The organism is Limnothrix redekei LRLZ20PSL1 (assembly GCF_043235035.1).
Lineage (GTDB): Bacteria > Cyanobacteriota > Cyanobacteriia > CACIAM-69d > CACIAM-69d > CACIAM-69d.
Window position 1 is genome coordinate 15,255 of the sequence record NZ_JAZAQF010000050.1, and the last position, 21,683, is coordinate 36,937.

The following is a 21,683-nucleotide window of genomic DNA, read 5'->3' on the forward strand; positions in this document are numbered from 1 at the left end:
GCTATGCAAGAAATTGTGCAAAACCTGTCGAACATGACCGAGGAAGCGGCTGCGTCGCCCTGGCAGCGAGCCGGGTCGATCATTCGGAGCTATATTCAGCTCACCAAGCCCCGGATCATTGTGTTGCTGCTGATTTCCACCGCAGCGGCCATGGCCCTAGCTGGCGGGGGTGATGTGGATCCGGTGCTGTTTTTGGCAACCCTGGCCGGTGGGGCCTTGGCTGCCGGTTCCGCTAATGCGATCAACTGTTTTTACGATCGCGACATTGATTCGATTATGGTGCGCACCCAAAAGCGCCCAATTCCCTCCGGGCAAATTCGCCCCCGCGATGCCCTGCTATTCGCGATCGTCCTGGGTGTTGCGTCCTTTGGGCTGCTGACCTGGATGGCCAATCTGCTGGCGGCTCTGTTGGCGATGGCGGGAATTGGTTGCTATGTGGTGGTCTATACCCACTGGCTGAAGCGCCACAGTCCCCACAACATCGTGATTGGCGGCGCGGCGGGGGCCATTCCGCCCCTGGTGGGTTGGGCCGCCGTGACGGGCACGCTGGATTGGCCCGCCTGGGCACTGTTTTGGATTATTTTCCTCTGGACTCCGCCGCACTTCTGGGCGCTGGCTTTGATGATTCGGGATGACTACGCCAGCGTAGGTGTGCCCATGCTGCCGGTGGTGAGTGGCGACGAGGCCACGGCTAAGCAAATTCTGGGTTACTCGATCGCCCTGGTTCCTTTAACCTTGGCGCTGGCTTGGCCCTTGGGCGAAACCGGCTGGCTCTACGGGGCGATCGCCCTAATTTTGGGGGGCATTTTGGTGCAAAAGTCCTGGCAACTGCTGGCTCTACCGAGCGATCGCGCCGTGGCACGGGATCTGTTCAAATACTCGATCGGCTACCTGATGCTGCTCTGTGCCGGAGCCGTTTTGGCTGGGTTACCGGTCACCCACAGCCTGCAACTGGCTTTGTTTGACCAAGTGCAATCTCTCTGGCTGGCGATCGCGGCCTAGTAACCCAAGGCCTCAAGGGTCTCGCAAGATCTAGCGAGGCCCAACGAGACCTAGAAGTTAGGCCTAGCAGTCAGATTTACGAAGTTAGGCCTAGAAGTTAGGTCTAAAAGTCAAAGTAAATAAACGGTACGCCCTCGGGCCCCAAAATCCAGACCAGATAAAGGCAGATGGGGACGAGGGCGATTTTTACCGGCTGTGTGAGCTGCAACCGCAGGCCCCGTTGACCAAACCAAGCCACCACCATCAGCAGCGCGATCGCCCCCAAGGCCGCGCCCAACCGCCAAGGATCTAACCCCAACGCTTCGTCATAAACCTTTTCCAGAAAAGCCCCATCGCTCGATCGGCCCCAAAGGTGTTGAAACACCAAGCTCGACTGGCTCCAGTCCGGCAACCGAATCAGCACCCAGCTCAAAAACACCATCAGTTGCGTCAGGCCCCAAGCCAGAGCCACCCCCGCCGGATGGGCCCACAGGGCCGCCAAGGGACTGAAACGGTGGGAAGCCGCATCCACCAACCGATGCACCGCCAAAGCCAACCCATGGGCCCCACCCCACAGCACATAGCCCCAGTTGTCCCCATGCCACAGGCCACCCAACAACATCACGATCATCAAGTTGATGCAGGTGCGAACCAGACCTTGGCGGGAACCCCCCAGGGGAATGTAGAGATAGTTTCGGAGCCAGTCGCCAAGGGTGATGTGCCAGCGTCGCCAAAAGTCCGCAATGCTGGTGCTGAGGTAGGGAAAATCAAAGTTTTGGGGCAATTGAATCCCGAGCAACATCGCGCTGCCTCGGGCGATGTCCACATAGCCGCTGAAGTCCAAATAGAGCTGGAAACCATAGGCCCCGATCGCCAACCACAAGTCCCCGCTGCCCGCCCGCTCCAGGGTTCCGGGGCTGAAGATTGTGCGGACCCACAGGCCGAAGGAATCAGCAATCAGTCCCTTTTTGATGGCACCGCAAGCAATCAGCCACAGACCTTCAGTGATTTGTTCAGCCCGGGGATTACGCGGGTGATCCAACTCTTCCAGTTGGCTCGCCAAGCCGTGATAGCGGACGATCGGCCCGGAAATGAGCTTTGGGAAAAAGAGTTTATAGGTACAAAATTTCAGCCAATCGCGGGCAGGAGGCGCACCGCGATAGACATCCACAAGATAAGCAATACATTCAAAGCAAAAAAAGCTGATGCCAAGGGGCGCTTCAATCCGATCGACCCAATTGGCTGCATCCAACAGGGGCGGACTCTGGAACGCCCAGCCCAGGGAGTTGAGGGCAAAGGGCACATATTTAAACCCAAACAACAGCAGCAAATTGAGGCTAATTCCCACCCACAGCAGGCGTTTGCGCTGTCGTTGTCGGGCTTCCGGGTTTGGCCCGCCCACGTAATGCCGAATTGATCGCCGATCGGTCCGCAACATCCAGCCCAAGCTGTAGTTCAGAGCCACGCCCACCAACAAAAGAGGGACGTAGAGGGGTTGCCGCAGACCATAAAAAATCAGACTGGCAACCAACAGCAAACCCCATCGCCCCGATCGCCAGGGCAGCAGCCAAAACAGGCCCACCGTTGAAATCAGCAGCCAACCATAGACTTGCGATAGAAATGTCATGGAATGCCCCCCGTTGCTTCCCCCGAATGATAGGGCTGGCCGTTGCCCAGAAATCCAAATTGACGATTCAGGGCCGATCGCCCCTAACGGATGGATTGCACCGTCAGCACTTGAGGTGGTGTGGCATCGGGCGGATAGAGGAAATTCACCTGCACCACCCGCTTGGAACCGGGTCGTAGGTTCAAGGTGGCGAGGGGTTGCCCCTGTTCACCCCGATGTTGCACCACATGGATGAAGCGATCGATCGAATTGCCCAAATCATCTTGGTACTGCAACCGAATGGGCCCCCGGAAAAAGACCCGCTCTTCGGGCGGCTCCAAAAATCGCAGTTGATCGCTCGGCCCATCTTCCTTCAAAGGGGTTTGGAACAAAATTGCCACTTGTTGTGGGCTACCGGTGCGATTGGTCAAGGGCAAGGTCAAGCTATATTGCACCCCGTAATTACCGTGGGCCAGATAGGCCGTGTCGGGATAGCGAGCCACCATGGGCGCACTTTGAACCTGGCGCGTGCCCAACGTTCCTCGGGGCAAGGTGGCGATCGGGTAGGAAATGGCCCCGCCATCGGTGGGCACTCGCAGTTCATTTGCCCCCGGATCCGTGAGGGTGGCCTCCCAGCGCGACCCCTTGGCCACGCCGGCCACTCGGCCATAAAAGAATCGAGAACTGGTTTCCGCCAAGTTCAGGGATGTGGGAGCCACGTCACGCGGGCCCGAGAGACCGCTGCGCACCAGCAGGTATTGCCACTCCCGCAGACTGGGAATTTGTTCGCGGCCGTCGGGGGTTTTGGGCGAGAACATGGCCAAACTGGCCAGATAGACCGGCCCATTGGACTCGGCCCGAATCAGGGTCGATCGGGTATTGGAGGAGGGGGTGATTTTGCCTACTGGAATCGGGGAATTCACCACCATTTCTGCTTCCCGAGGCCCTAGCCGCAGATTCGATCGCAGCAGGCCCCGCCGCCGACCGCGCAACACATCCCCCACCACGCGGCTGCCAGAGCCAGAATAGATTGCCCCGATCGGGTCTTCCAGGTAGGCCGGCAAGGGTTTAAAGGGCGCTTCAAACCGGCTGATATAGCTAGCGGCTTCGCGAATGTTCACATCAACGGTGCGCGGCCCCGGGTTATAGACCATTACACCCTGAAACAGCGTGCGTCCTTCCTGATAGGCCGCCGCCCGGGAAATGTGATGCGAAAAAATATCAAACCGCCCCTGAAAGGCATAGTTTAGGTGCGCGGAAGGCACGGCCATGCCATTGGACGGAAAAGTGGACAGCAAAATCCCTTCCGTCAAAACCACTTCGGGGCTGTTGCTGTTAAAAACCGGCACGTTGTCCAGTCGTCCGGGGAGCGATCGCACCTCATGGCGCTGGGTAACCTCTCGCCGCCGCACGGGCTGCGGAGCCAAAATTTCATCTTCTGCGGCCTCTCGGTTCCCTGGGGAATCGGGTTCGGCCTGTTCGATCGGGGGCAGTTGAGCGACGGGCCCCACCTGGAGCGGAAACAAGCCAAGGAGCAGAGAGAGCATGGACTCGAAGGCAAAAACTAGGAGTGGAGTGGTTCGGGCATGGCCTTGGGCATAGACAGCCACCAGCCGCTGTTTCGGCCCAGGAAAACAAAGAAAAACGCCGATGGGGCCAATCTCGCACGTCGGTTGCTCGACAGGAGACCGACTGGCGGAAGGCTATTTTTAAGCCGTTGACCAGTATGCCCGGATGGGGGCTGTTTGAGGGGGTCAGCGATCGAGAAATCCGGGGCGAAATGGGCTGAAACCTCAGTGAACCACAGAAGACGGCGGAGACCGTTGGAGGATTGTGGACTGCCGGCGTTTTCTGTTGATCGAAATCCTGAGAGAAACGCCCCAAACTTTAACATTTTCTATTGGGGGGTGAATGCCCCCGGACGGATATCAAGAAACCTGATCCCTCGCTTGGGATGCCAATAGCCACCAATTTGCAAGTTTTTAGCCTGTTGGCCACCGCCAGCCAACGGCGCGATCGAGCACCTTGAACGACCTGGCTCCCAGAGACCTTCCGTGATCCATCTGTTAGCCTTACGGTATCGCAACAGCCAAGGCGGCTCAACCCGTTACTAGCTGTGCTTTGAAGCCTGATGGAATGGTGCTGGTGACCCCGAGTGGGCCCCAGTGGGTTTCGCCCATGGGGGCCCAGCAATCGCGGCGATCGCGGCGATCGGTCAACCGTCCCCCAATCCCCGAATTTGGGCCGGAACCAAGGGTAACAGCCCGATCGCGGCGACCCTTCCATCCCTTCAGGTGCATTCCACTGGAGCATCACAATCCATGACAATCGCAATTTGGCAAATCGTTTCTATGCCCCCAGCCCTTGCCTTACCCGGGACTGCGGCCCTTTATTCGGCCCAAGTTCCCTCGATTCCGGGCACGAGTCCGGATGTGGCCCCTTTCTTGAATGGCTTGGTGCGGGGGCTGGTGGCCCTGTTGGTGGGCTGGCTGTTGGCTATTTTGGTGGCCAGCGTGGTGCGCCACCTCCTCAGTCGATTGGATGTGGGGCGGCGGCTATCGGGTTGGCTGTCGGGTCAGTCGGCTAACGATGCCACCCTTGTCCCGATCGAAAACTGGGCCGGGGCGATCGCCTTTTGGACGATCATGCTCTTTGCCATTTTGGTTTTCCTGGATGCGGTCGGCTTGCAGGCGGCTTCAACTCCCCTTCAGCGCTTTTTAGGGGAAATTTTGGGCTATGCCCCTCGCATTTTTAGCGCCCTGGTTCTCACAGCGCTGGCTTGGCTCGTGGCCACGGTGGTGAAACTGCTGCTCACCCGAGGGCTACAGCGCTTTTCCCTAGACGATCGCTTGGCGAGTCAAATGGGCGGCAGCAGTCCTATTCTGCTGAATGAAACCCTCGGCAATATCCTCTACTGGCTGATTCTGCTGCTGTTCCTGCCCTTTGTGCTGGATGCCTTGGCCTTGCAAGGGCCGCTGGAGCCAATTCAGGGGGCTGTGGCGCAGGTGCTAGAAGCGCTGCCGCGAATCTTTAAGGCGGTGCTGGTGGGGGCGATCGGTTGGTTCGTTGCTCGATTGGTGCGGGTGGTGTTGACCAACTTCCTAGGATCGGCAGGGGTCGATCGCCTCGGCTACCGCATTGGCCTCAGCGGATTGGCAGGAACCCAAAGCCTGTCTTGGATTGCGGGAACCATTGCCTACACGGTGATTTTGATCGTCACGGCCATTTCGGTCTTGCAAGAGCTGCAAATCCAGGCCATTTCGGAACCCGCCGTGGCCATGCTGAATGAGATTTTGCTGGCAATTCCGTATATTCTGCGGGCCGTGATTATCCTGGCGATCGCCTATGCGATCGGGCGGTTTGTGGCCAATTTGGTCAGCAATTTCCTGAGTGGCGTGGGCTTCAACAACATGCCCCTCGCCTTAGGGCTGCCCATGACCGTGGGGGCTAAGTCTCCTTCGGATATTGCCGGGATCATCACCCTGGTGGGCATCATGCTGTTTGCCGCGATCGCCGCGATCGACAGCCTGAAAGTGCCGGAACTGACAGCCCTCGTTGCGGGGCTAACCACCATCCTCGGTCAAGTGCTCGTTGGGGCCTTGATTTTTGCCGTGGGCCTGTACCTGGCTAACTTGGCTTACCGGGTGATTGCCATGCCCGGCTCTCGCCAAGCCACCCTGCTGGCTCAAGTGGCCCGCTTGGCGATCATTGTGTTGGTGGGGGCCATGGCGCTGCAACAGATGGGAATTGCTCCGGATATTGTGAACTTGGCCTTTGGTTTGATCTTGGGCGCAGTGGCCGTGGCCAGCGCGATCGCTTTCGGTTTGGGCGGCCGTGACGTGGCCAGCGAGCAACTCCGCGAATGGATCAATAACCTCAAGCGCTAACTTTCGTGCGATTAGTGCGATTTCCAGCGCGATCGCCAACGCCAAAGGTTGTTAGCCAATTCCCAATGTGCTGATCCTGGCGTTGGGAAATGATCAAAAACAAAGACAAGGGGTTTAAACCCCTTGTCCGGATCCCTGACCTAAGCCTCTGGTCTGCTGCCTGGGTCTCTTCTCAGTGTTTGAGAAAACCCTTGAAGAAGAGCTGCTAAAAAAAGCTGCTAAAAAAAGCTGCGGTTGCGTTGCAATTGCTGGGGAAACGGCAGATTTCGGGACTCATGAAAATCCGCTTGTACCTTAGCTGTTAACCGGCGAGACACCTGGCGGACAATTTGCCCCAGCAGTCGATCGCCCGTTCTTTGAATCAATCCCTGGGGCAAAACCCGAATAAAGCGTGGAAACCACACATCCACATTCAAATCCAGCGTCCAGGTGACGTGGGTATTCACGGCTTGCTCGGCCGCTTCATCGGGATTGTCCACCGCCACCAGTTTCATGGCGGCTTGGAAGTCTACGGCGTAGCCCGGTGGGTCATAGTCGGGCACGGGTACAGTGCGGATGCCATAAATGCCCTGTTCCGGCGGTAGGAGTTCGAGACCCACTTTCGGTTCCACGTAATAGTCAAATGCGCCAAAATGCCCGATCGTGATGGCATAGCTGTTTTGGTCGATCGGGTTGACCTGCATTGGATGAGCACAGCGGTGAAACCACTCCTGATGCCCATCGAGGTAGTTGGCAAAGGTTTCCGGGGCGGCGGCGATTTCCATGTAGTCCTCAAAGCGGTTATAGAACCGCATGGGCCCATCGCTGTCATCTTCGGCATCGGAGTCCGGTTGGGCGCTTTGAGCACCCTTCTGAGCGTCATTCTGGAAACCGTCTGGATTGCTACTTTGAACGGTCTGTTGCGGGTTGTGAATATTGATTGACGGGTCTTGCGCCTCAAGGGCCGCATCGTCCAATCGCCCCTCATTGGGATCGGATTCCGGTGACCAGTCAGGGGTAGAACGCATAGCCATGCAACATCAACACCTTGGAGACTATAGCCTGCTCGATCGCCCAACGTCCTGGCCTAGGGAACCAATTTGCCCCAGGTAGCTGGGCCCACCACCCCATCGGCTGCCAATCCTTGGGCTTTTTGGTAGGCCAGCACTGCGCTAACCGTCGCGTCGCTATATAAACCCGTGGGCGGAATATTCAATCGGAATTGTAAATAGCGCACCGCCGGGCCATAGCCGTGATTGGGTCGCAACACAACGCGATCGACCGTGATCGACGTGATCGCCTCCCACATGGCGCGATTGCTGGCTTCTGTTTCCGCTGGCGAAATGGCAAAGATGGTTTTGAGGCGTTGTCTCGCTTGGTTGGTTTGGGGCCCCAGCTTGCCATCGGTGGCCAAGGGCTGGCTCGTGGGCGTGGCGTAAACTTGCAACCGGTTAAGGGCCTGCTGCAATTTCACAATTTCTGGATCGCTAGGGGCCGGGGGCGGCGTGGTGGCCGTTTGGCCGCCGGTCACGCCCGCCACGATCGCCCGCGCCATTTTGTCTGGGTCAAACCGCTTCATATCATCAGCAGAATCCACAAAGCAGCATTCCACCAAAATGCTGGGCATATCTGTATGGGCTAGCACGTAGAAGTTGCCCTCTTTGATGCCACGGTTGACATAGCCCAGCTTCAGAATTTCCGTGAGCACGGGTTGGGCAAATTTCTTCCCAGAATTGCTGGCGTACCAAACTTCAGAACCGCTGGTGCGGCCGTTATAGCTGTTGAAGTGGATGGAGACAAATAAATCCACATTGTTGGCATTGGCGGCGGAACAACGCTTGGAGAGCGAGTCCATGACGCTGGAGGCACTTTTGGGGGTGCAGTTCACCACCTGATGACCCAAGGCTTGCAGTTGGCTGATCACCCTTGTGCCGACGGCGATCGTGAGGTCGTCCTCTTTTTTAATGCCCACTGCGCCAGTGTCGGGGGCCGCGTTGTGGCCCATGTCAATGCCATATTTCATTGAATCCAGTCTCCTCGGGTCTCTCAGGCTGCTAATCAGTCTAGCCGTTGCACTGAGATGGCGGCGACTGGGCGATCGCCCCTAGGCGGTTGTCTGGCGGGGGGGGTGATCGCCCCCCAATTTGAACATCACTCGCCGCTGGGAGGATGCTGTTCCAAGGCGAGCTTGAGATAGCGTCCCGTGTGGGAAACCGGATTCACGGCCACCTGTTCCGGTGTGCCGGTGGCGATGATTTGCCCACCCCGATCGCCCCCTTCGGGTCCCAGATCAATCACCCAATCGGCGCACCGGATAAAGTCCAAGTTGTGCTCGATCGCCAGTACCGTGTTGCCCTTATCCACCAGTCGTTGCACCACATCCAGCAGCTTATGCACGTCATAGAACGAAAGGCCCGTGGTCGGTTCGTCGATCAGATACAGGGTTTTGCCCGTGGCTCGGCGGGATAGTTCCGTGGCCAGCTTCACCCGCTGGGCTTCGCCGCCGGAGAGGGTGGGGGCCGGTTGACCGAGCTTGATGTAACCCAGGCCCACATCGGAGAGGGTTTGCAGGCGACTGACGGCTTTCGGCACGTTTTGGAACACCTCCAGCGCCTCATCGATCGTCATTTCCAGCACGTCGGCGATCGAGTAACCCTTATATTTCACCTGGAGCGTTTCCCGGTTGTAGCGCTTGCCTTTGCACACCTCGCACTGCACATAGACATCGGGCAAGAAATGCATTTCGATCGTGTTCACGCCCTGGCCGCCACAGGCCTCGCAGCGGCCGCCCTTGACGTTAAAGGAAAATTGACCAGCTTTGTAACCGCGCGCTTTGGCCTCGATCGTCTGGGTGAACACGTCGCGGATGATGTCGAACGCGCCCGTATAGGTGGCGGGGTTGGAGCGGGGCGTGCGGCCGATCGGGGATTGGTCGATCGCGATCGCCTTGTCGATATGTTGCAGACCGCGAATGTCGCCCAAATCCGCCGGAAACGGAATCTTGTGACCCAGGTGGTGATAGAGCGCAGGCAACAGCAGCTCATTCACCAAGGTGGATTTGCCGGAACCAGATACCCCCGTCACGCAAACAAATTTGCCTAGGGGCACTTCCACACTCACGTGCTGCAAATTATTGCGGTAGGCATCCAAAATTTTCAGACTTAGGCCATTACCCGATCGACGCTCGGCCGGGGTGCAAATTTGCCGCCGACCGGACAGATAGGCCCCCGTTAAGGAGGTTTCCGCCTTCAGCAAATCCGCCAGGGAACCTTGGGCCACAATTTCGCCCCCATGGATGCCCGCGCCGGGGCCAATATCCACCAGGTGATCCGCAGCTCGAATCGTGTCTTCATCGTGCTCCACCACAATCAGCGTGTTGCCCAAGTCCCGCAACCGGGTGAGGGTGGCCAACAGCCGATCGTTATCCCGTTGGTGCAGACCAATGCTCGGTTCATCCAACACATAGAGCACCCCCGTCAAGCCTGCGCCAATTTGGGTGGCCAGGCGGATCCGCTGGGCTTCGCCGCCGGAAAGGGTCGCCGCCGATCGATCCAAGGTCAAATAATCCAACCCCACATCAATCAAAAACTTCAACCGCGATTCCACCTCCTTCAGCGCCAAGGCCCCGATCGCCTGTTGCCGTTCTGAAAGGAGCGATCGGCCATCAACGCTGCCCGTGAGTTGTTGCACCCGCGCCAAGGCTTCCCGTACCGACACATTGGTTAAATCAATAATTCGGTAGGGGCCCAAACGCACGGCCAGCGCCTCCGGTTTCAACCGTTGACCCTGGCAAACCTCGCAGGCTTGATCTACTAAATATTGCTCTAGCTTTTGTTTGTATTGATCAGAGGTGGATTCACGATATTGTCGATCCAAAATCGGCAAGATTCCTTCATATTTCCGGTGATAGCCTTGGCGTTCTCGGAATCGGGAATCCGTTTCAATCCAAATCGGTTTATCCGTGCCGTACAACAAGATCTGTTGCTGTTCTTCGCTGAGTTGGTTCCAAGGCGTTTGAATTTCAAACCCAAAGGCCTGCCCCACACTGTGCAGCAAGGATAGGTAATAGGTACTGTCCTTGTCAGACCAAGGGGCCACCGCTGCATAGACCGGCAACTTGGGATCAGGAATCACCAACTCTGGGGAAAAGGTGCGTAAAAATCCCAATCCATGACAAGCGGGACAAGCTCCATAGGGCGAATTAAACGAAAAGAGTCGCGGCGACAATTCCTCCATCACCGCACCATGTTCAGGGCAAGCGAAATTCTCAGAAAAAACCAAAGATTGGGGCAATTCTATTTCCGTTTCGGAATTAGCCGCCCCCCCATTGGTCGAATCCGCAGCCGTTGCGCCATTGGCTCCGGAATTCGTCGCATGGGCAGCGGGCAAAATATCCACCACAGCCACCCCGCCCGCATGTTTGAGACAAGTTTGCAAGGAGTCCACTAGGCGCTCTTGGATGCCTTCTTTTTTAATCAGGCGATCGACCACAATTTCAATGTCGTGAAATTTGTTTTTATCCAGCTCGATCGCATCGCTCAGTTCGCGTACTTCCCCATCAATTCGCACCCGCGCAAAGCCTTCAGATACCAAACTCGATAGCAATTTTTTGTGGGTTCCTTTTTTGCCGCGCACCACCGGGGCCAAAATCTGAAACCGAGTGCGATCGGGTAGTTCCATCACCCGATCGCACATTTGATCGATCGCTTGGGGTGCAATTCCCCGATCGCAAACGGGACAATGGGGTTCACCGGCCCGCCCATAGAGCAACCGCAAATAATCATAAATTTCCGTCACTGTGCCCACGGTCGATCGGGGGTTGTGGCTGGTGGATTTTTGGTCGATCGAAATCGCCGGACTTAGCCCCTCGATCGCGTCCACATCGGGCTTATCCACCTGTCCCAAAAACTGCCTTGCATAGGCGCTCAGGGACTCCACATAGCGCCGCTGGCCCTCTGCAAAAATCGTGTCAAACGCCAACGAAGATTTTCCCGATCCCGACACCCCCGTAAACACAATTAATTGGTTGCGAGGCAGCTCCAAATCAAGATTTTTCAGGTTGTGTTGCCTTGCGCCGCGCACATGGATCCGCTCGCGGACTTCGGGAGACTGCGGCTGGCGATCGGGATGGGGACGGGAATTAGCAGAACTAGCCATGGGGGCAACCACCGCAACAAACGCCAGCAAATCGAAAATAGCGCTCTTTATCCTAGCGTTCGATCGGGGCGGGCGGCGGCGCGGCTGAGACCGAAACGGTAGGATGGAAAGTGACGGGGCGATCGACTCAAGCCAATTTGCCCCAGTTCCCCGGCAAGGAGATTGTGCCCATGATCGCCCAACTGGACAAGCACCCCCAAAGCCTCGTTGTCTACAGTCCGGAAGCCTATCTCGATCGGGAAGTCAGCAGCGATCAGCGTCACGAATACCGAGATGGAGTCATCATCCCCATGACTGGCGGCCCCCCCCAACACAATCGCATTAGTGGATTGTTCTACGCACGCCTACTATTTGCACTGCTCAATCGTCCCTATGAAATCTTTCATACGGATCAGCGGCTGTGGATTCCTGAGCGGCGGATGTATACCTATCCCGATGTGATGGTGTTGCCCAAGCCGATCGAACTGCAAGCGGGTCGCAAAGATACGGTAACGAATCCCTTGCTGATTGCAGAAGTGTTGTCCAAATCCACTCGCAACTATGATGGGGGCGAAAAGTTTGCCGCCTATCGCACCATTCCCAGCTTTCAGGAATATCTCCTAATTGACCAATACGAAATGCGTGTGGAGCAATTCATCAAATTAGAAGATTGTGAATGGCGATTTTTGGAATATCGCAAGCCCGAATCCACCCTTCAGCTCAAAACCGTTGAATTAACTTTGCAATTAACTGATCTTTATAGCAATATTGATTTTTCGGAAATGGATTCATCGACTGATGAGCTGGCGATGGATCAGCCTGAAGATCAACAGAATATTTGAAACGTCAAAATCGAGAGGCTGCGGATCTTAACAATTGATGCGGACAAAATGCTTAAGCAGCTTGCGCCGCAATCGTCTTTACTTTGTTAGTCCCCAAAGATCCTTTTCAGATACCTTCGTAAGCCCTAAGATTCAATTGAAAACCAAATTAACAGGTATGATTCAAAAATTCCAGCACAATACCGCTCAAAAGCCAAGTGAGCAGTCCAAAACTCAGCCCAAAATCTTGAATAATAGGCTCATCAATCGTGGAGCTTGGCTAGGTTCTGGAGCGATCGCGATCGGGCTAATTCTGATGGCTAATCCTTTGCGGGCCCAGCTCCCCAGCAACAGCAATGATCCGAATAATGCGCCCGATCGACAGCCAACTATGGCCTTGATTTTGGAAAATCGCACTAAAGATGCTTTTATTCGGCGGTTTGTGATCCGAGAACGGCGCAATCGTCCTGGAACCGATTTATTAGCAGATTCCATTGGCATTTATCCCAACGAAGCTCGCCTCATGACCGGCAATTATCCGCGTCGGCTTTTGAGTTGTGTGGAGGTGGTTCCCGTCGGAGGGGGCGAGCCAGTTCGCCACGTTGATATGGGACGGGTGCAAATTGCGGGCAGTCGGATTCGGTTCAGCATTGAAGGAAATTGGAAGGAACCACCCTTTGCACCGGGCCCTTGTCCCTAGGGAATGTCCGAAAAATTCTAGCCTTGCAAACAGTCCTGGAAAGATCTTGAATGCTATGAATTCTTGCTACCCAATTTTGCAAAATTGCCAGCGTGAACGTGTGAGCGATGGTGCGATCGTTCCTGTTTTGGATGGGTGCGATCGGGCAGCTAAAATTCTGTTTATCGCTCTGCCCCAATTGGGGGATTTTGACAGTTTGGAATATGCCTGGTGGTTGCGTCGGGAGGCCGATCGCCTGCGTGATCACGAAATTGTGCTGCGGGCTGTGGGGATTGGCGATCGCTCCTCGGGGGAAAAGTTTTGCGATTACACGGGGTTTCCCGCCGAAGCGCTGTCGATCGATCCCACGGCGGATCTCCATCGAGAATTGGGGTTATATGGCGGCCTGACCCGATCGTGGCTGGGTTTGCGATCGGGCCAAAGCGCTTGGGTAAATTTGATGTTGATGTGTGCGGGGCTGGGCAGTCCGGGCACGTTGGCGGAGGTGTTTCGGGGTTACCGGGGCGATCGCGCCGCACCGCAGTTGATCGCTGACGACGAAACGATCGACACGAAATTACTGCCCCCGATGAAAGGTGAATTTTTTGCCCTGGCCGGCGGGCGCGGGTTTCAGCGTCCCTTTGAGCTGGCTACCTTGCGACTGCGAAATATGGTGGAAGTGTTGAGCCACTGGAATCGCTATGTTCCCGATGCTCAATACATGACCCAACGGGGGGGAACCTTTGTGTTCGATCGCGCCGGGACGTTGCTCTATGAACACCGCGATCGGGGAATTCTGGGCTTTGCCGCGAACATGGCTAATCCCTTGGCTTTCCTAGATCAGTTGGAACCGCCAAATTTGAACCCATCCCAGGCCGCGACGGTTGGCGACCCGGCTTAAGCGCCCATCACTTGGGCAGAGCATCGCGGGCGGCGATCGCATCGGGAACCCCCAAAGCGGCCGCGCGATCGAACGCTTCCCGGGCCTCAAAATTTCGCCCTTGCTTGGCCAACGCGCGACCTAATTTGAAATGGGCCATGCCCGTGTTGGGCTGCAACTCCACCAGCCGCCGGTAGCCAATAATCGCCACCAGCACATCGCCCGATTCCAAACTCAGATCCGCCAAAGCCTCTTGGGCTTCGTAGGAATCGCCATCGGCCGACACCGCCCGTTGATAGGCGGCGAGCGCTCCAGGAATATCGCCCTGTTCTCGCAGAATTTTGCCAATTTGCAGATGAACGGTCGGATTTCGCGGATTCAGTCGAGCCGCCTGGGCAAAAGCCGCCGTGGCCTCCGTGCTGTTGCCGGCCGCCAACCAGGCCACCCCGAGCGAAACATAGGTGCTGTCGCGGCGGGGGTTCAGCTTTTGGGCCGCTTGCAACGCCGTGATCGCCTGTTGCACTTCGCCGGTCTTCAGCAGGGTTAGCCCCACAAACTCCTGGGCGGTTGCATTCCGGGGATCCAGATTCAGAACTTGACGGTAGGCTTGCAGTGCGCCGCTGTAGTTGGCCTGGCGATAGAGCACGGCTCCTAGCCCCAAGTGGGCATTCAGGTGGCGCTCATCCAACTGCACCGCGCGGTAGTAGGCGGCTAAGGCTGGTTCCAAGTCGTTAGTGTTGGCGAAGCTGAACCCAAGGGCATAGAAAAATTCAGCATTGCGCGGATCAAGCACCGTTGCCTGTTGATAGGCCCGGGCCGCTTCTGCGAAGTTGCCGCGCATGGCTTGCACATAGCCAATGCCGGAATAGATGCGGGCGTTGTCTCGATCGAGCTGGGCTGCCCGTTCATAGATCACCAGGGCCGATTCCCAATCGCGCCGTTGCACAAACTGCTCGCCCCGCTCAATCAGATCCTGAAGTTGGGGATTGGTGCTGCTGTTGTTGGCTTGGGCCAGGGTGAGGGGACTGGCTTGGGCTAACTCGGGGGCCAGCCCGATCGCCCCGAACCAAACCAGTAACCCCAGTGATCGCCCAATCAGCCGACGGTGGCGGGGTTGAAACAGGGATTGAATGGCCATAGTTGCGGTTTCGATCCTTGCGTGATCGAGCGAGTGGAAGCGTTACAGGAGATCTCTTGCCAAAGATTTACTGCCAAAAATCTCTTGCCAAAGATTTCTTGCTGAAGATCTCTTGCCAAAAATCTCTTGCTGAAGATCTCTTGCCAAAAATCTCTTGCCAAAGATTTATGGCCATAAATCTCTTGCCGAAGATCTTAGGGCTTGCGGGGCCATCCCATCTGTGGACAGGGAACCAAAGACAAGGGGCTTCAGCCCCTTGCCACCCTGCTGGGGATCTACCCTTGGGCGATCGCCTGGCCCGCCGCAATCCGGGCGCGATCGAACCCGCGTTGGTTCAGGATCTGCCAAGTGGGAACCATCTCCGGCCCCTGCATCGCCCCCATCAGGGTGGCCCGCAGCGTCCGCATCACCTGACCTTTTTTCGTGCCCGTGGACTTCACCACCTGATTAATCAGCGCCATGGCCGCGTCGTGATCCAAGGGCTGGTCGGTCAAGCCCGCCGCCAGCGCTGCCAAAATCTCCGCGCCGCCGGCCTGGGCTAGTTGGGCCTTAGCTTCGTCGGTGTAGTCCACCGTTTCGCTAAAGAACAGCTTGGCCGCCTCGGGCGCTTGATCCAACCGGACGATCGCCGTGGCCAGCAGACCCGCCAAAGCCTCCAGCCAGGGGCGATCGGCTACGGGGTCGAAGCTGTAGCCCGCGCCTTGCCAGTAGGGAATCAGGCGATCGAGCAGCTCGGCCGGTGGCATCTTGTGCAGATATTGGGCGTTCAGCCAGTTCAGCTTGTCCCAATCGAACTTTGCGCCCGCCTTGTTCACGCGATCGATCTCAAACTGGGCGGCCGCTTGCTCCAGGGAAAATACCTCATCCATCCCTTCCGGCGGGGCCCAACCCAGCAGGGTCATATAGTTGGTGATCGCCTCGGATAGATAGCCCATGTTGCGGAATTCCGAGACCGACGTGGCCCCGTCCCGCTTCGAGAGCTTGCGCCCTTCCCGGTTCAGGATCAGCGGCGTGTGGGCAAATTCGGGAACCGTTGCGCCCAGGGCTTCGTAGAGCAAAATTTGCTTGGCAGTGTTGGCGATGTGGTCTTCACCCCGGATCACATGGGTGATTTGCATATCGATGTCATCAACCACCACGGCCAGGTTGTAGAGCGGTTGACCCACATCATCGATGCCGGCCGCGCGGGCCACCACCATGTCGCCACCCAGGTCAAAGCCTTTCCAGGTGACCGTGCCGCGTACCCGATCATTCCAGGCGATCGTCCGCTTGTCATCAATTTTGAAGCGGATCACCGGTTGGCGACCTTCGGCGATGAAGGCGGCTTCCTGCTCGGGGGTCAGGTTGCGGTGGCGGTTGTCGTAGCGGGGCGCTTCGTTGCGGGCTTTTTGGCCCTCGCGCAGTTGCTCCAGTTCTTCCGGGGTGGTGTAACAGCGGTAGGCCAAGCCCTTGTCGAGCAGGGTTTGGATCGCTTGCTTATAAAACTCATTGCGCTTGGACTGGTAGAACGGGCCTTCATCCCAGTTCATGCCCAGCCATTGCAGGCCTTCGAGAATGTTGGCTTCAAATTCGGGGCGCGATCGCTCGGTGTCGGTGTCTTCAATCCGCAGCACAAAGGTGCCACCCGTGCGACGAGCATAAAGCCAGTTAAAAACGGCGGTGCGGGCCGTGCCGATGTGGAGATTTCCGGTGGGGCTAGGAGCGAGGCGAACGCGAACGGACACGATGGTGTTGGGGGCTAAAGGATTGTCATAAAGCGGCTTTGATTGTAGCGGGTTGCGGCCCTGACGGGGGGCGATCGGGTGACTGCCCTGGCTCGATCGATTGCGATAGTTTGGAAAGGTGTTCGATCATGGAATCTAGAGGATCAACGGGAGATGAGTCCTATGAGCCAAGTTTGTCTGCCCAGCGAACCAACGATCCAATCAGTAGACCCAGCACCACCACAACCGGTTGTTCCTACTCAGCCCTATCGATTCACAGTGGCGGAATACCAGCGAATTTATGAGGCCGGTGCGCTCGCGCCGGACGCTCGCACGGAACTCATTGAAGGACTGATTGTCAAAATGTCGCCTATTGGATTTCGTCACCAATCCTGTGTCAGTCAACTAGCTGAGGTGTTTTTTGACCTATTGCGAAAACGGGCCACGCTCAATGTCCAATGTTCTTTGCAACTGACGGATTCACAGCCTCAGCCGGACTTGGCTATTCTGCGACGCGACCCGAAATTTTATAGAACTGGTCACCCCCAGACTAGCGATGTATTACTGCTGATTGAAGTGGCGGATAGCACGCTGAAATCTGATCGCGAGGTCAAAGGGCTGCTCTACGCGCGATCGGGCATTGGCGAGTTTTGGCTGGTGGATTTGGAGCACAAAAAACTCGAGGTCTATCGCGATCCGAGTCCCGAGGGCTATCAAACCAAATTCACCCTCACCGCTGCCGATCGCGCCGCTTGCTTGGCCTTTCCCGACGAATCGATCGCCCTGTCGGATCTTTTTGGCAACCCAGCAGAATCATCCGAATAATTCGAGATAACTCGAGATATTGGTTGCTTGCCATTCCGCCAATGATTTTGCTAATAATCCAGCGGTAAATCGTAGGATTCCAACAGCGCCCGATCGCCCAATAATTCCGCCGTGGGTCGATCTTCCCGGATCCGTCCATGGGACAAAATCAAGGCTCGATGGGTGGTTTTGCCAATCCATTGCAAGTCATGGGAAGCCACAATCAGCGATTGAATGGGCAAGGTGTCCAAAACCTGAGCGAGTGATCGTCGCCACCGAGGATCGAGGCCCGTGGTTGGCTCATCCAACACTAAAATGGCCGGCTCCAGGGCCAGCACGGCCGCCAAGGCCGCCAACCGCCGCTGCCCCCCCGAAAGTTCATGGGCCGATCGCCCTTCAAAGGCCAACAGATCAAAACGGGCTAGGAGTTCCCTGGCTTGGTTTTTGGCTTGGGCGATCGGGATGCCATAGTTCAGCGGCCCAAACATCACATCTTCCAAGATGGTCGGCATAAACAATTGGTCGTTGGCATCCTGGAAACAAAAGCCCAATCGGCGGCGAATGGTGGGCAAGGTGCGCGGTTCCACCCGGGTTCCCCCAATCCACACAGCGCCTCGGCTCGGCTGCTTCAGGCCAATCAGTTGCTCCAAGAGGGTGCTTTTGCCGCAACCGGTGGGCCCCAACAGGGCCACCCGATCGCCCGGCTCCAAAGCAAAGGAAATCCCCTGCAAAACTGGCGGCTGTTGGGGATAGGCAAATTGCAAATCTTGCACCAAAACGGCGGCCGACACTTCAGCGCGATCAAGCTCGCATTTAGAAAAAAGGGTCATGAAACTGTTGCGGCGGCCATGCGATCGAACTTTATCTTTGCTTGATCAACCTTAAGGGGATTGGGGCGGAAGCGCCAAACCAGCATCTGCTGGAATCGCCCCAATTGGGGGCAAGCCTGCGCCAAAGCCCTACGCAAAACCGTAGGAGCCAATCGCCAGACCAGCGGCCCCCACCGCCGCCCCCCACAACCACCAGCGATGGTGTGGCGGGCTGGGGTGCAACAGGGGCAAGGCTCCCCCATAGCCCCGAACCACCATGGCCGCGTAGACCCGCTCAGCGCGATCGAGACTGCGCAAATACAAAGAGCCAATGGTGGCGGCGCTGACATAGCGCAACCAACTGCCCGGCCCCGACAGCCCCCGACAGGCGGCCGCCCGCTGCATCCGTTGCACTTCGTCAATTACAATTTCCAGGTATTGACCCGCCAAGAGGGCCGTTTCTCGCAAAGCGGCCGGCAGCGGCAAACTTTTCAAGGCGATCGCCAAGCTATGGGGCGGCAGGGTCAACAACACCCCATTCATCAGCAACAGGCAAACCAGCGATCGTGCCATCAGAAAGCTGGCCCGTTCCCAACCGTGGGGCAAGGCCGCCAGGCTCAGAAACACCAGTTCCGCCCCCAACAGACCCAGGAGCGATCGCGCCGGAACCCGCAACCAGAAAACCCAGGCGATCGCCAAACTGCCATAGACCGCCAACGGGGCCCAAGCGCCCACCCGTAAGCAAGCAGCCCCCAATACCCAAATCAGAGCCAACCGCAACCGCAACACCACCAGGGCCGGGCCCGGAGTCGATCGCTCCGAACCCCATGTCGATCGGCGATTGGCATTCAGGCTGATTTCAATCACGACTCTTCAGCTCGCTTGGGTTGCACCAACTTGGCGATCCCGAAGGCTGCTCCAAAGGAAATCACACTGCCCAACAACCCCGTAATGGTTGTGCCCAAGGGCCCTAAGCCTTCAATGCCATAGTCCGCAAAGGGCGTAGGCACGGTAATTCGCACCTCTTCCGCAAGCCGAATAAAGCCCAAATCCTCCGCCACCTTTTCCAATCCGTCGGGCCAGGAAGATGCCACCAACGACAGCACCCCCGCCACCAACAACACGCCAATCACCGGCCCTTGCCACCGCTCCAAACGCGGCTTGGCTCCCGGCAGCAGGTCGGGGCGAGCCTTGGTCAAATAGCCAATGACACCAGCGGTGATGATCCCTTCGCCCAAGCCAATCAGAATATGAACTCCGGCCATGGCGGGCACGGCGAGCTGAAAGGCCGCCGTCCCGGATAACACCAACTCGATCGCACAGGCGATCGCCGCCACCACCACACTCAACCCCGCTGCAATTCCGGCCGCGAGTGGTAACCGTCGCTGAGATCCTCCGAGCAGGCGCTGAATCACCTGGGTCAAAATCCAGCCCGTCCAGACTCCGAAGACGGCCATATTCAGAATGTTGGCTCCCAGGGCCGTGATGCCGCCATCGGCAAACAACACTGCCTGAATCAGTAGGACTGTGGCGATCGAGAGGGTTCCCGCCCAGGGGTTCCCCGTCAATACGGCCGCCAGCGTTCCCCCCAGCAGGTGGCCGCTTGTGCCACCAGCGACGGGGAAGTTCACCATCTGAGCTGCAAAGATGAAAGCCGTGGTTAGCCCCAAAATTGGCCCCTGCTTGAGGCCATAGGTCGATCGGGTTCGCGCCAAAGACAGGGCGATCGCCCCGATTGTGGCCGCCGATGTGACCGTTGCCACAGGCACCGAAACAAAACCGTCAGGAATATGCATGAAACCAGCCAGCGTTAATCACACAACAGATTGCCATTCCAAAAAAACAAGTTCAGCCCCAAAAAACAATCCCTACCGAGGGGATATGAATTGCCTGATGAAGTGATTGGGTTGCTGCCCTTGGAGTTCTCAAATACCCATCTTCCGAAATTGCCCAATTTGCTTTCCAAAGTGATGCAGAAATCAGCCGAAAGCCATCTGCCAATTCAATTTTTCCTGACCAAGCCTATTCCTTCCCGTGATTGATTTCTAAGCAAAATCGTCCTTCTGCTAAGAAAATGAAGCGTTTGGAGGATGCTCAATGCATTGGATTGAGTCTTGATTGAGGTTACCTAGCGTGAAGTGATCTGGGTTTAGATTTTTTCGCAATGCCGCTTCAGGATTGCCACCGATCCAGAATGATGGATCGCATCCCTATCATGGCCCAGATTTTTCAAACCCCTCAAGAATTAACAATCTCTTAAAAGCCGATGAATCATGCCATTGGCTTGGCTGCCATAGCCACCGCCAAATAGATTAAAGTGATTCAAGATATGGTAAAGATTGTAAAGATCTTTGCGAATTTCATAACCTGATTCCAGGGGATTCACTTCACCATAACCTTGATAAAAGCTGTTGGGAAAACCGCCAAATAATTCAGTCATGGCCAAATCTGCCTCCCGATCGCCCCAATAGGTTGCCGGGTCAAAGATCACGGGTGTGCCGTCCACCATCACCGCCGCATTACCCGACCACAAATCCCCATGGAGCAAGGCGGGTTGGGGGCGATGTCCCTTCAGCAAGCTGGGAATGGCGGCCAGCAGGCGATCGGCCTCGGAGAAATGGCCGCCACGCCGTTGGGCCAACTGCAACTGAAACCCAATGCGCCGCTCTGTCCAAAAGGTGACCCAATCATCGGCCCAATCGTTGGGTTGGGGGGTGGAGCCGATCGTGTTGCCTCGCCACCACCCAAAAGCCCGCTGCCCGGAGGCCGGCTGCCAACGGTGTAACTGCGCTAAATTTCGCCCCAATTGGGCCCAGGCTTCATGGTTGCCACGGCCCAACTCCAGCCACTCCAAAACCAAATAGGCGCGATCGCCCGCTTGGCCACAGCAAAGGGGTTGGGGCACTTTAATGGCTTGGGCGGCGGCTAGGTCTCGGAGGGCGGCGGCTTCGGCCGCGAACATTTCCAGACCGCTGGCCTGATTCAGCTTGACAAAGTAAACGGGAGCGTTGGCAGCGTCGCCAAAACTCAGGCGATAGGTTTGGTTAATGCAGCCACCACCGACCGATCGGGCCGTGGGCGACTCCGCTGAACCACCGCCCTGTTCCCGAACGGCTCGGGCGATCGTTGCCCATAGTGCTGACAGGTTTCCCATCACAATGACCTAATTTAACGACTCAATCTTTAATGACCCAATTTGTAGTGCGTCGCTTGATTTGTAATTTGCAATTCTTGCGGGATTCAACCATTGTTTAAATAGC

The 21,683-nt window shown here is 56.8% G+C and carries 18 protein-coding genes; 6 read left to right on the top strand and 12 right to left on the bottom strand.

Annotated elements, in window-relative coordinates; translation table 11 throughout:
- Nucleotides 1–3: 3 nt before the first annotated feature.
- Nucleotides 4–1,002 (top strand): heme o synthase, encoded by a 999-nt coding sequence (locus VPK24_RS08595; RefSeq protein WP_393012167.1) that lies wholly within the window; start codon nt 4–6, stop codon nt 1,000–1,002.
- Nucleotides 1,003–1,105: 103 nt separating this feature from the next.
- Here VPK24_RS08595 and VPK24_RS08600 read toward each other — a convergent pair whose 3' ends face one another.
- The 3 genes from VPK24_RS08600 to VPK24_RS08610 form a co-directional block, all read right to left on the bottom strand.
- A complete protein-coding gene (locus VPK24_RS08600; RefSeq protein ID WP_393012169.1) occupies nt 1,106–2,608 on the bottom strand; it encodes an MBOAT family O-acyltransferase in 1,503 nt (500 codons plus the stop codon).
- Between the two features lie 83 nt (nt 2,609–2,691).
- Nucleotides 2,692–4,134 carry a DUF3370 domain-containing protein gene (locus VPK24_RS08605; protein WP_393012171.1) on the bottom strand — a complete coding sequence of 481 codons (1,443 nt, stop codon included), beginning with the start codon at nt 4,132–4,134 and terminating at the stop codon, nt 2,692–2,694.
- Between the two features lie 552 nt (nt 4,135–4,686).
- Nucleotides 4,687–4,887 carry a hypothetical protein gene (locus VPK24_RS08610; protein WP_393012173.1) on the bottom strand — a complete coding sequence of 67 codons (201 nt, stop codon included), beginning with the start codon at nt 4,885–4,887 and terminating at the stop codon, nt 4,687–4,689.
- A gap of 21 nt (nt 4,888–4,908) precedes the next feature.
- Between VPK24_RS08610 and VPK24_RS08615 the strand changes: the two genes are divergently transcribed.
- The gene (locus VPK24_RS08615; RefSeq protein ID WP_393012175.1) at nt 4,909–6,474 is read left to right on the top strand and encodes a mechanosensitive ion channel; all 1,566 of its coding nucleotides are present in this window, start codon (nt 4,909–4,911) and stop codon (nt 6,472–6,474) included.
- Nucleotides 6,475–6,692: 218 nt separating this feature from the next.
- On the opposite strand, the gene VPK24_RS08620 is transcribed toward VPK24_RS08615, so the two are convergent.
- From VPK24_RS08620 to uvrA, 3 genes are all read right to left on the bottom strand, one after another.
- Nucleotides 6,693–7,487 carry a DUF1997 domain-containing protein gene (locus tag VPK24_RS08620; RefSeq protein ID WP_393012177.1) on the bottom strand — a complete coding sequence of 265 codons (795 nt, stop codon included), beginning with the start codon at nt 7,485–7,487 and terminating at the stop codon, nt 6,693–6,695.
- 53 nt (nt 7,488–7,540) lie between these two features.
- The gene (locus VPK24_RS08625) at nt 7,541–8,476 is read right to left on the bottom strand and encodes an N-acetylmuramoyl-L-alanine amidase (RefSeq protein ID WP_393012179.1); all 936 of its coding nucleotides are present in this window, start codon (nt 8,474–8,476) and stop codon (nt 7,541–7,543) included.
- 128 nt (nt 8,477–8,604) lie between these two features.
- Nucleotides 8,605–11,610: an excinuclease ABC subunit UvrA gene (gene uvrA / locus VPK24_RS08630; RefSeq protein WP_393012181.1), complete on the bottom strand. Its 3,006-nt coding sequence runs from the start codon at nt 11,608–11,610 to the stop codon at nt 8,605–8,607.
- A 170-nt stretch (nt 11,611–11,780) separates the two neighbouring features.
- Between uvrA and VPK24_RS08635 the strand changes: the two genes are divergently transcribed.
- The 3 genes from VPK24_RS08635 (at nt 11,781) to VPK24_RS08645 (ending at nt 13,990) form a co-directional block, all read left to right on the top strand.
- A complete protein-coding gene (locus tag VPK24_RS08635; protein ID WP_393012183.1) occupies nt 11,781–12,431 on the top strand; it encodes a Uma2 family endonuclease in 651 nt (216 codons plus the stop codon).
- 226 nt (nt 12,432–12,657) lie between these two features.
- Nucleotides 12,658–13,110 (top strand): hypothetical protein, encoded by a 453-nt coding sequence (locus VPK24_RS08640; RefSeq protein ID WP_393012185.1) that lies wholly within the window; start codon nt 12,658–12,660, stop codon nt 13,108–13,110.
- 55 nt (nt 13,111–13,165) lie between these two features.
- Nucleotides 13,166–13,990, top strand: a complete 825-nt coding sequence (locus VPK24_RS08645) for a peroxiredoxin-like family protein (protein WP_393012187.1) — start codon at nt 13,166–13,168, stop codon at nt 13,988–13,990.
- Between the two features lie 7 nt (nt 13,991–13,997).
- Here the strand turns inward: VPK24_RS08645 and VPK24_RS08650 are convergent, their stop codons facing one another.
- Together VPK24_RS08650 and gltX are read right to left on the bottom strand one after the other, a co-directional pair.
- Nucleotides 13,998–15,107 (bottom strand): tetratricopeptide repeat protein, encoded by a 1,110-nt coding sequence (locus VPK24_RS08650; protein ID WP_393012189.1) that lies wholly within the window; start codon nt 15,105–15,107, stop codon nt 13,998–14,000.
- Between the two features lie 275 nt (nt 15,108–15,382).
- Nucleotides 15,383–16,831 carry a glutamate--tRNA ligase gene (gene gltX / locus VPK24_RS08655; RefSeq protein ID WP_393012191.1) on the bottom strand — a complete coding sequence of 483 codons (1,449 nt, stop codon included), beginning with the start codon at nt 16,829–16,831 and terminating at the stop codon, nt 15,383–15,385.
- 162 nt (nt 16,832–16,993) lie between these two features.
- Between gltX and VPK24_RS08660 the strand changes: the two genes are divergently transcribed.
- The gene (locus VPK24_RS08660; RefSeq protein WP_393012193.1) at nt 16,994–17,635 is read left to right on the top strand and encodes a Uma2 family endonuclease; all 642 of its coding nucleotides are present in this window, start codon (nt 16,994–16,996) and stop codon (nt 17,633–17,635) included.
- Nucleotides 17,636–17,685: 50 nt separating this feature from the next.
- Here the strand turns inward: VPK24_RS08660 and VPK24_RS08665 are convergent, their stop codons facing one another.
- The 4 genes from VPK24_RS08665 to VPK24_RS08680 all read right to left on the bottom strand — a co-directional run bounded on the left by VPK24_RS08665 (nt 17,686) and on the right by VPK24_RS08680 (nt 21,577).
- Complete coding sequence (locus VPK24_RS08665; protein WP_393012195.1) at nt 17,686–18,444, bottom strand: energy-coupling factor ABC transporter ATP-binding protein; 759 nt, start codon at nt 18,442–18,444, stop codon at nt 17,686–17,688.
- A gap of 129 nt (nt 18,445–18,573) precedes the next feature.
- A complete protein-coding gene (locus VPK24_RS08670) occupies nt 18,574–19,218 on the bottom strand; it encodes an energy-coupling factor transporter transmembrane component T family protein (RefSeq protein ID WP_393012229.1) in 645 nt (214 codons plus the stop codon).
- 68 nt (nt 19,219–19,286) lie between these two features.
- Nucleotides 19,287–20,219 (bottom strand): energy-coupling factor ABC transporter permease, encoded by a 933-nt coding sequence (locus VPK24_RS08675; RefSeq protein ID WP_393012197.1) that lies wholly within the window; start codon nt 20,217–20,219, stop codon nt 19,287–19,289.
- A 449-nt stretch (nt 20,220–20,668) separates the two neighbouring features.
- A complete protein-coding gene (locus VPK24_RS08680; protein ID WP_393012199.1) occupies nt 20,669–21,577 on the bottom strand; it encodes a fructosamine kinase family protein in 909 nt (302 codons plus the stop codon).
- Between the last annotated feature and the right edge of the window lie 106 nt (nt 21,578–21,683).

Bases quoted from the DNA above. Each gene is read 5' to 3' on its own strand.
- VPK24_RS08595 (WP_393012167.1), top strand. From the start codon at position 4: ATGCAAGAAATTGTGCAAAACCTGTCGAACATGACCGAGGAAGCGGCT.
- VPK24_RS08600 (WP_393012169.1), bottom strand. From the start codon at position 2,608: ATGACATTTCTATCGCAAGTCTATGGTTGGCTGCTGATTTCAACGGTG.
- VPK24_RS08605 (WP_393012171.1), bottom strand. From the start codon at position 4,134: ATGCTCTCTCTGCTCCTTGGCTTGTTTCCGCTCCAGGTGGGGCCCGTC.
- VPK24_RS08610 (WP_393012173.1), bottom strand. From the start codon at position 4,887: ATGCACCTGAAGGGATGGAAGGGTCGCCGCGATCGGGCTGTTACCCTT.
- VPK24_RS08615 (WP_393012175.1), top strand. From the start codon at position 4,909: ATGACAATCGCAATTTGGCAAATCGTTTCTATGCCCCCAGCCCTTGCC.
- VPK24_RS08620 (WP_393012177.1), bottom strand. From the start codon at position 7,487: ATGGCTATGCGTTCTACCCCTGACTGGTCACCGGAATCCGATCCCAAT.
- VPK24_RS08625 (WP_393012179.1), bottom strand. From the start codon at position 8,476: ATGAAATATGGCATTGACATGGGCCACAACGCGGCCCCCGACACTGGC.
- uvrA (WP_393012181.1), bottom strand. From the start codon at position 11,610: ATGGCTAGTTCTGCTAATTCCCGTCCCCATCCCGATCGCCAGCCGCAG.
- VPK24_RS08635 (WP_393012183.1), top strand. From the start codon at position 11,781: ATGATCGCCCAACTGGACAAGCACCCCCAAAGCCTCGTTGTCTACAGT.
- VPK24_RS08645 (WP_393012187.1), top strand. From the start codon at position 13,166: ATGAATTCTTGCTACCCAATTTTGCAAAATTGCCAGCGTGAACGTGTG.
- VPK24_RS08650 (WP_393012189.1), bottom strand. From the start codon at position 15,107: ATGGCCATTCAATCCCTGTTTCAACCCCGCCACCGTCGGCTGATTGGG.
- VPK24_RS08660 (WP_393012193.1), top strand. From the start codon at position 16,994: ATGAGCCAAGTTTGTCTGCCCAGCGAACCAACGATCCAATCAGTAGAC.
- VPK24_RS08665 (WP_393012195.1), bottom strand. From the start codon at position 18,444: ATGACCCTTTTTTCTAAATGCGAGCTTGATCGCGCTGAAGTGTCGGCC.
- VPK24_RS08675 (WP_393012197.1), bottom strand. From the start codon at position 20,219: ATGCATATTCCTGACGGTTTTGTTTCGGTGCCTGTGGCAACGGTCACA.
- VPK24_RS08680 (WP_393012199.1), bottom strand. From the start codon at position 21,577: ATGGGAAACCTGTCAGCACTATGGGCAACGATCGCCCGAGCCGTTCGG.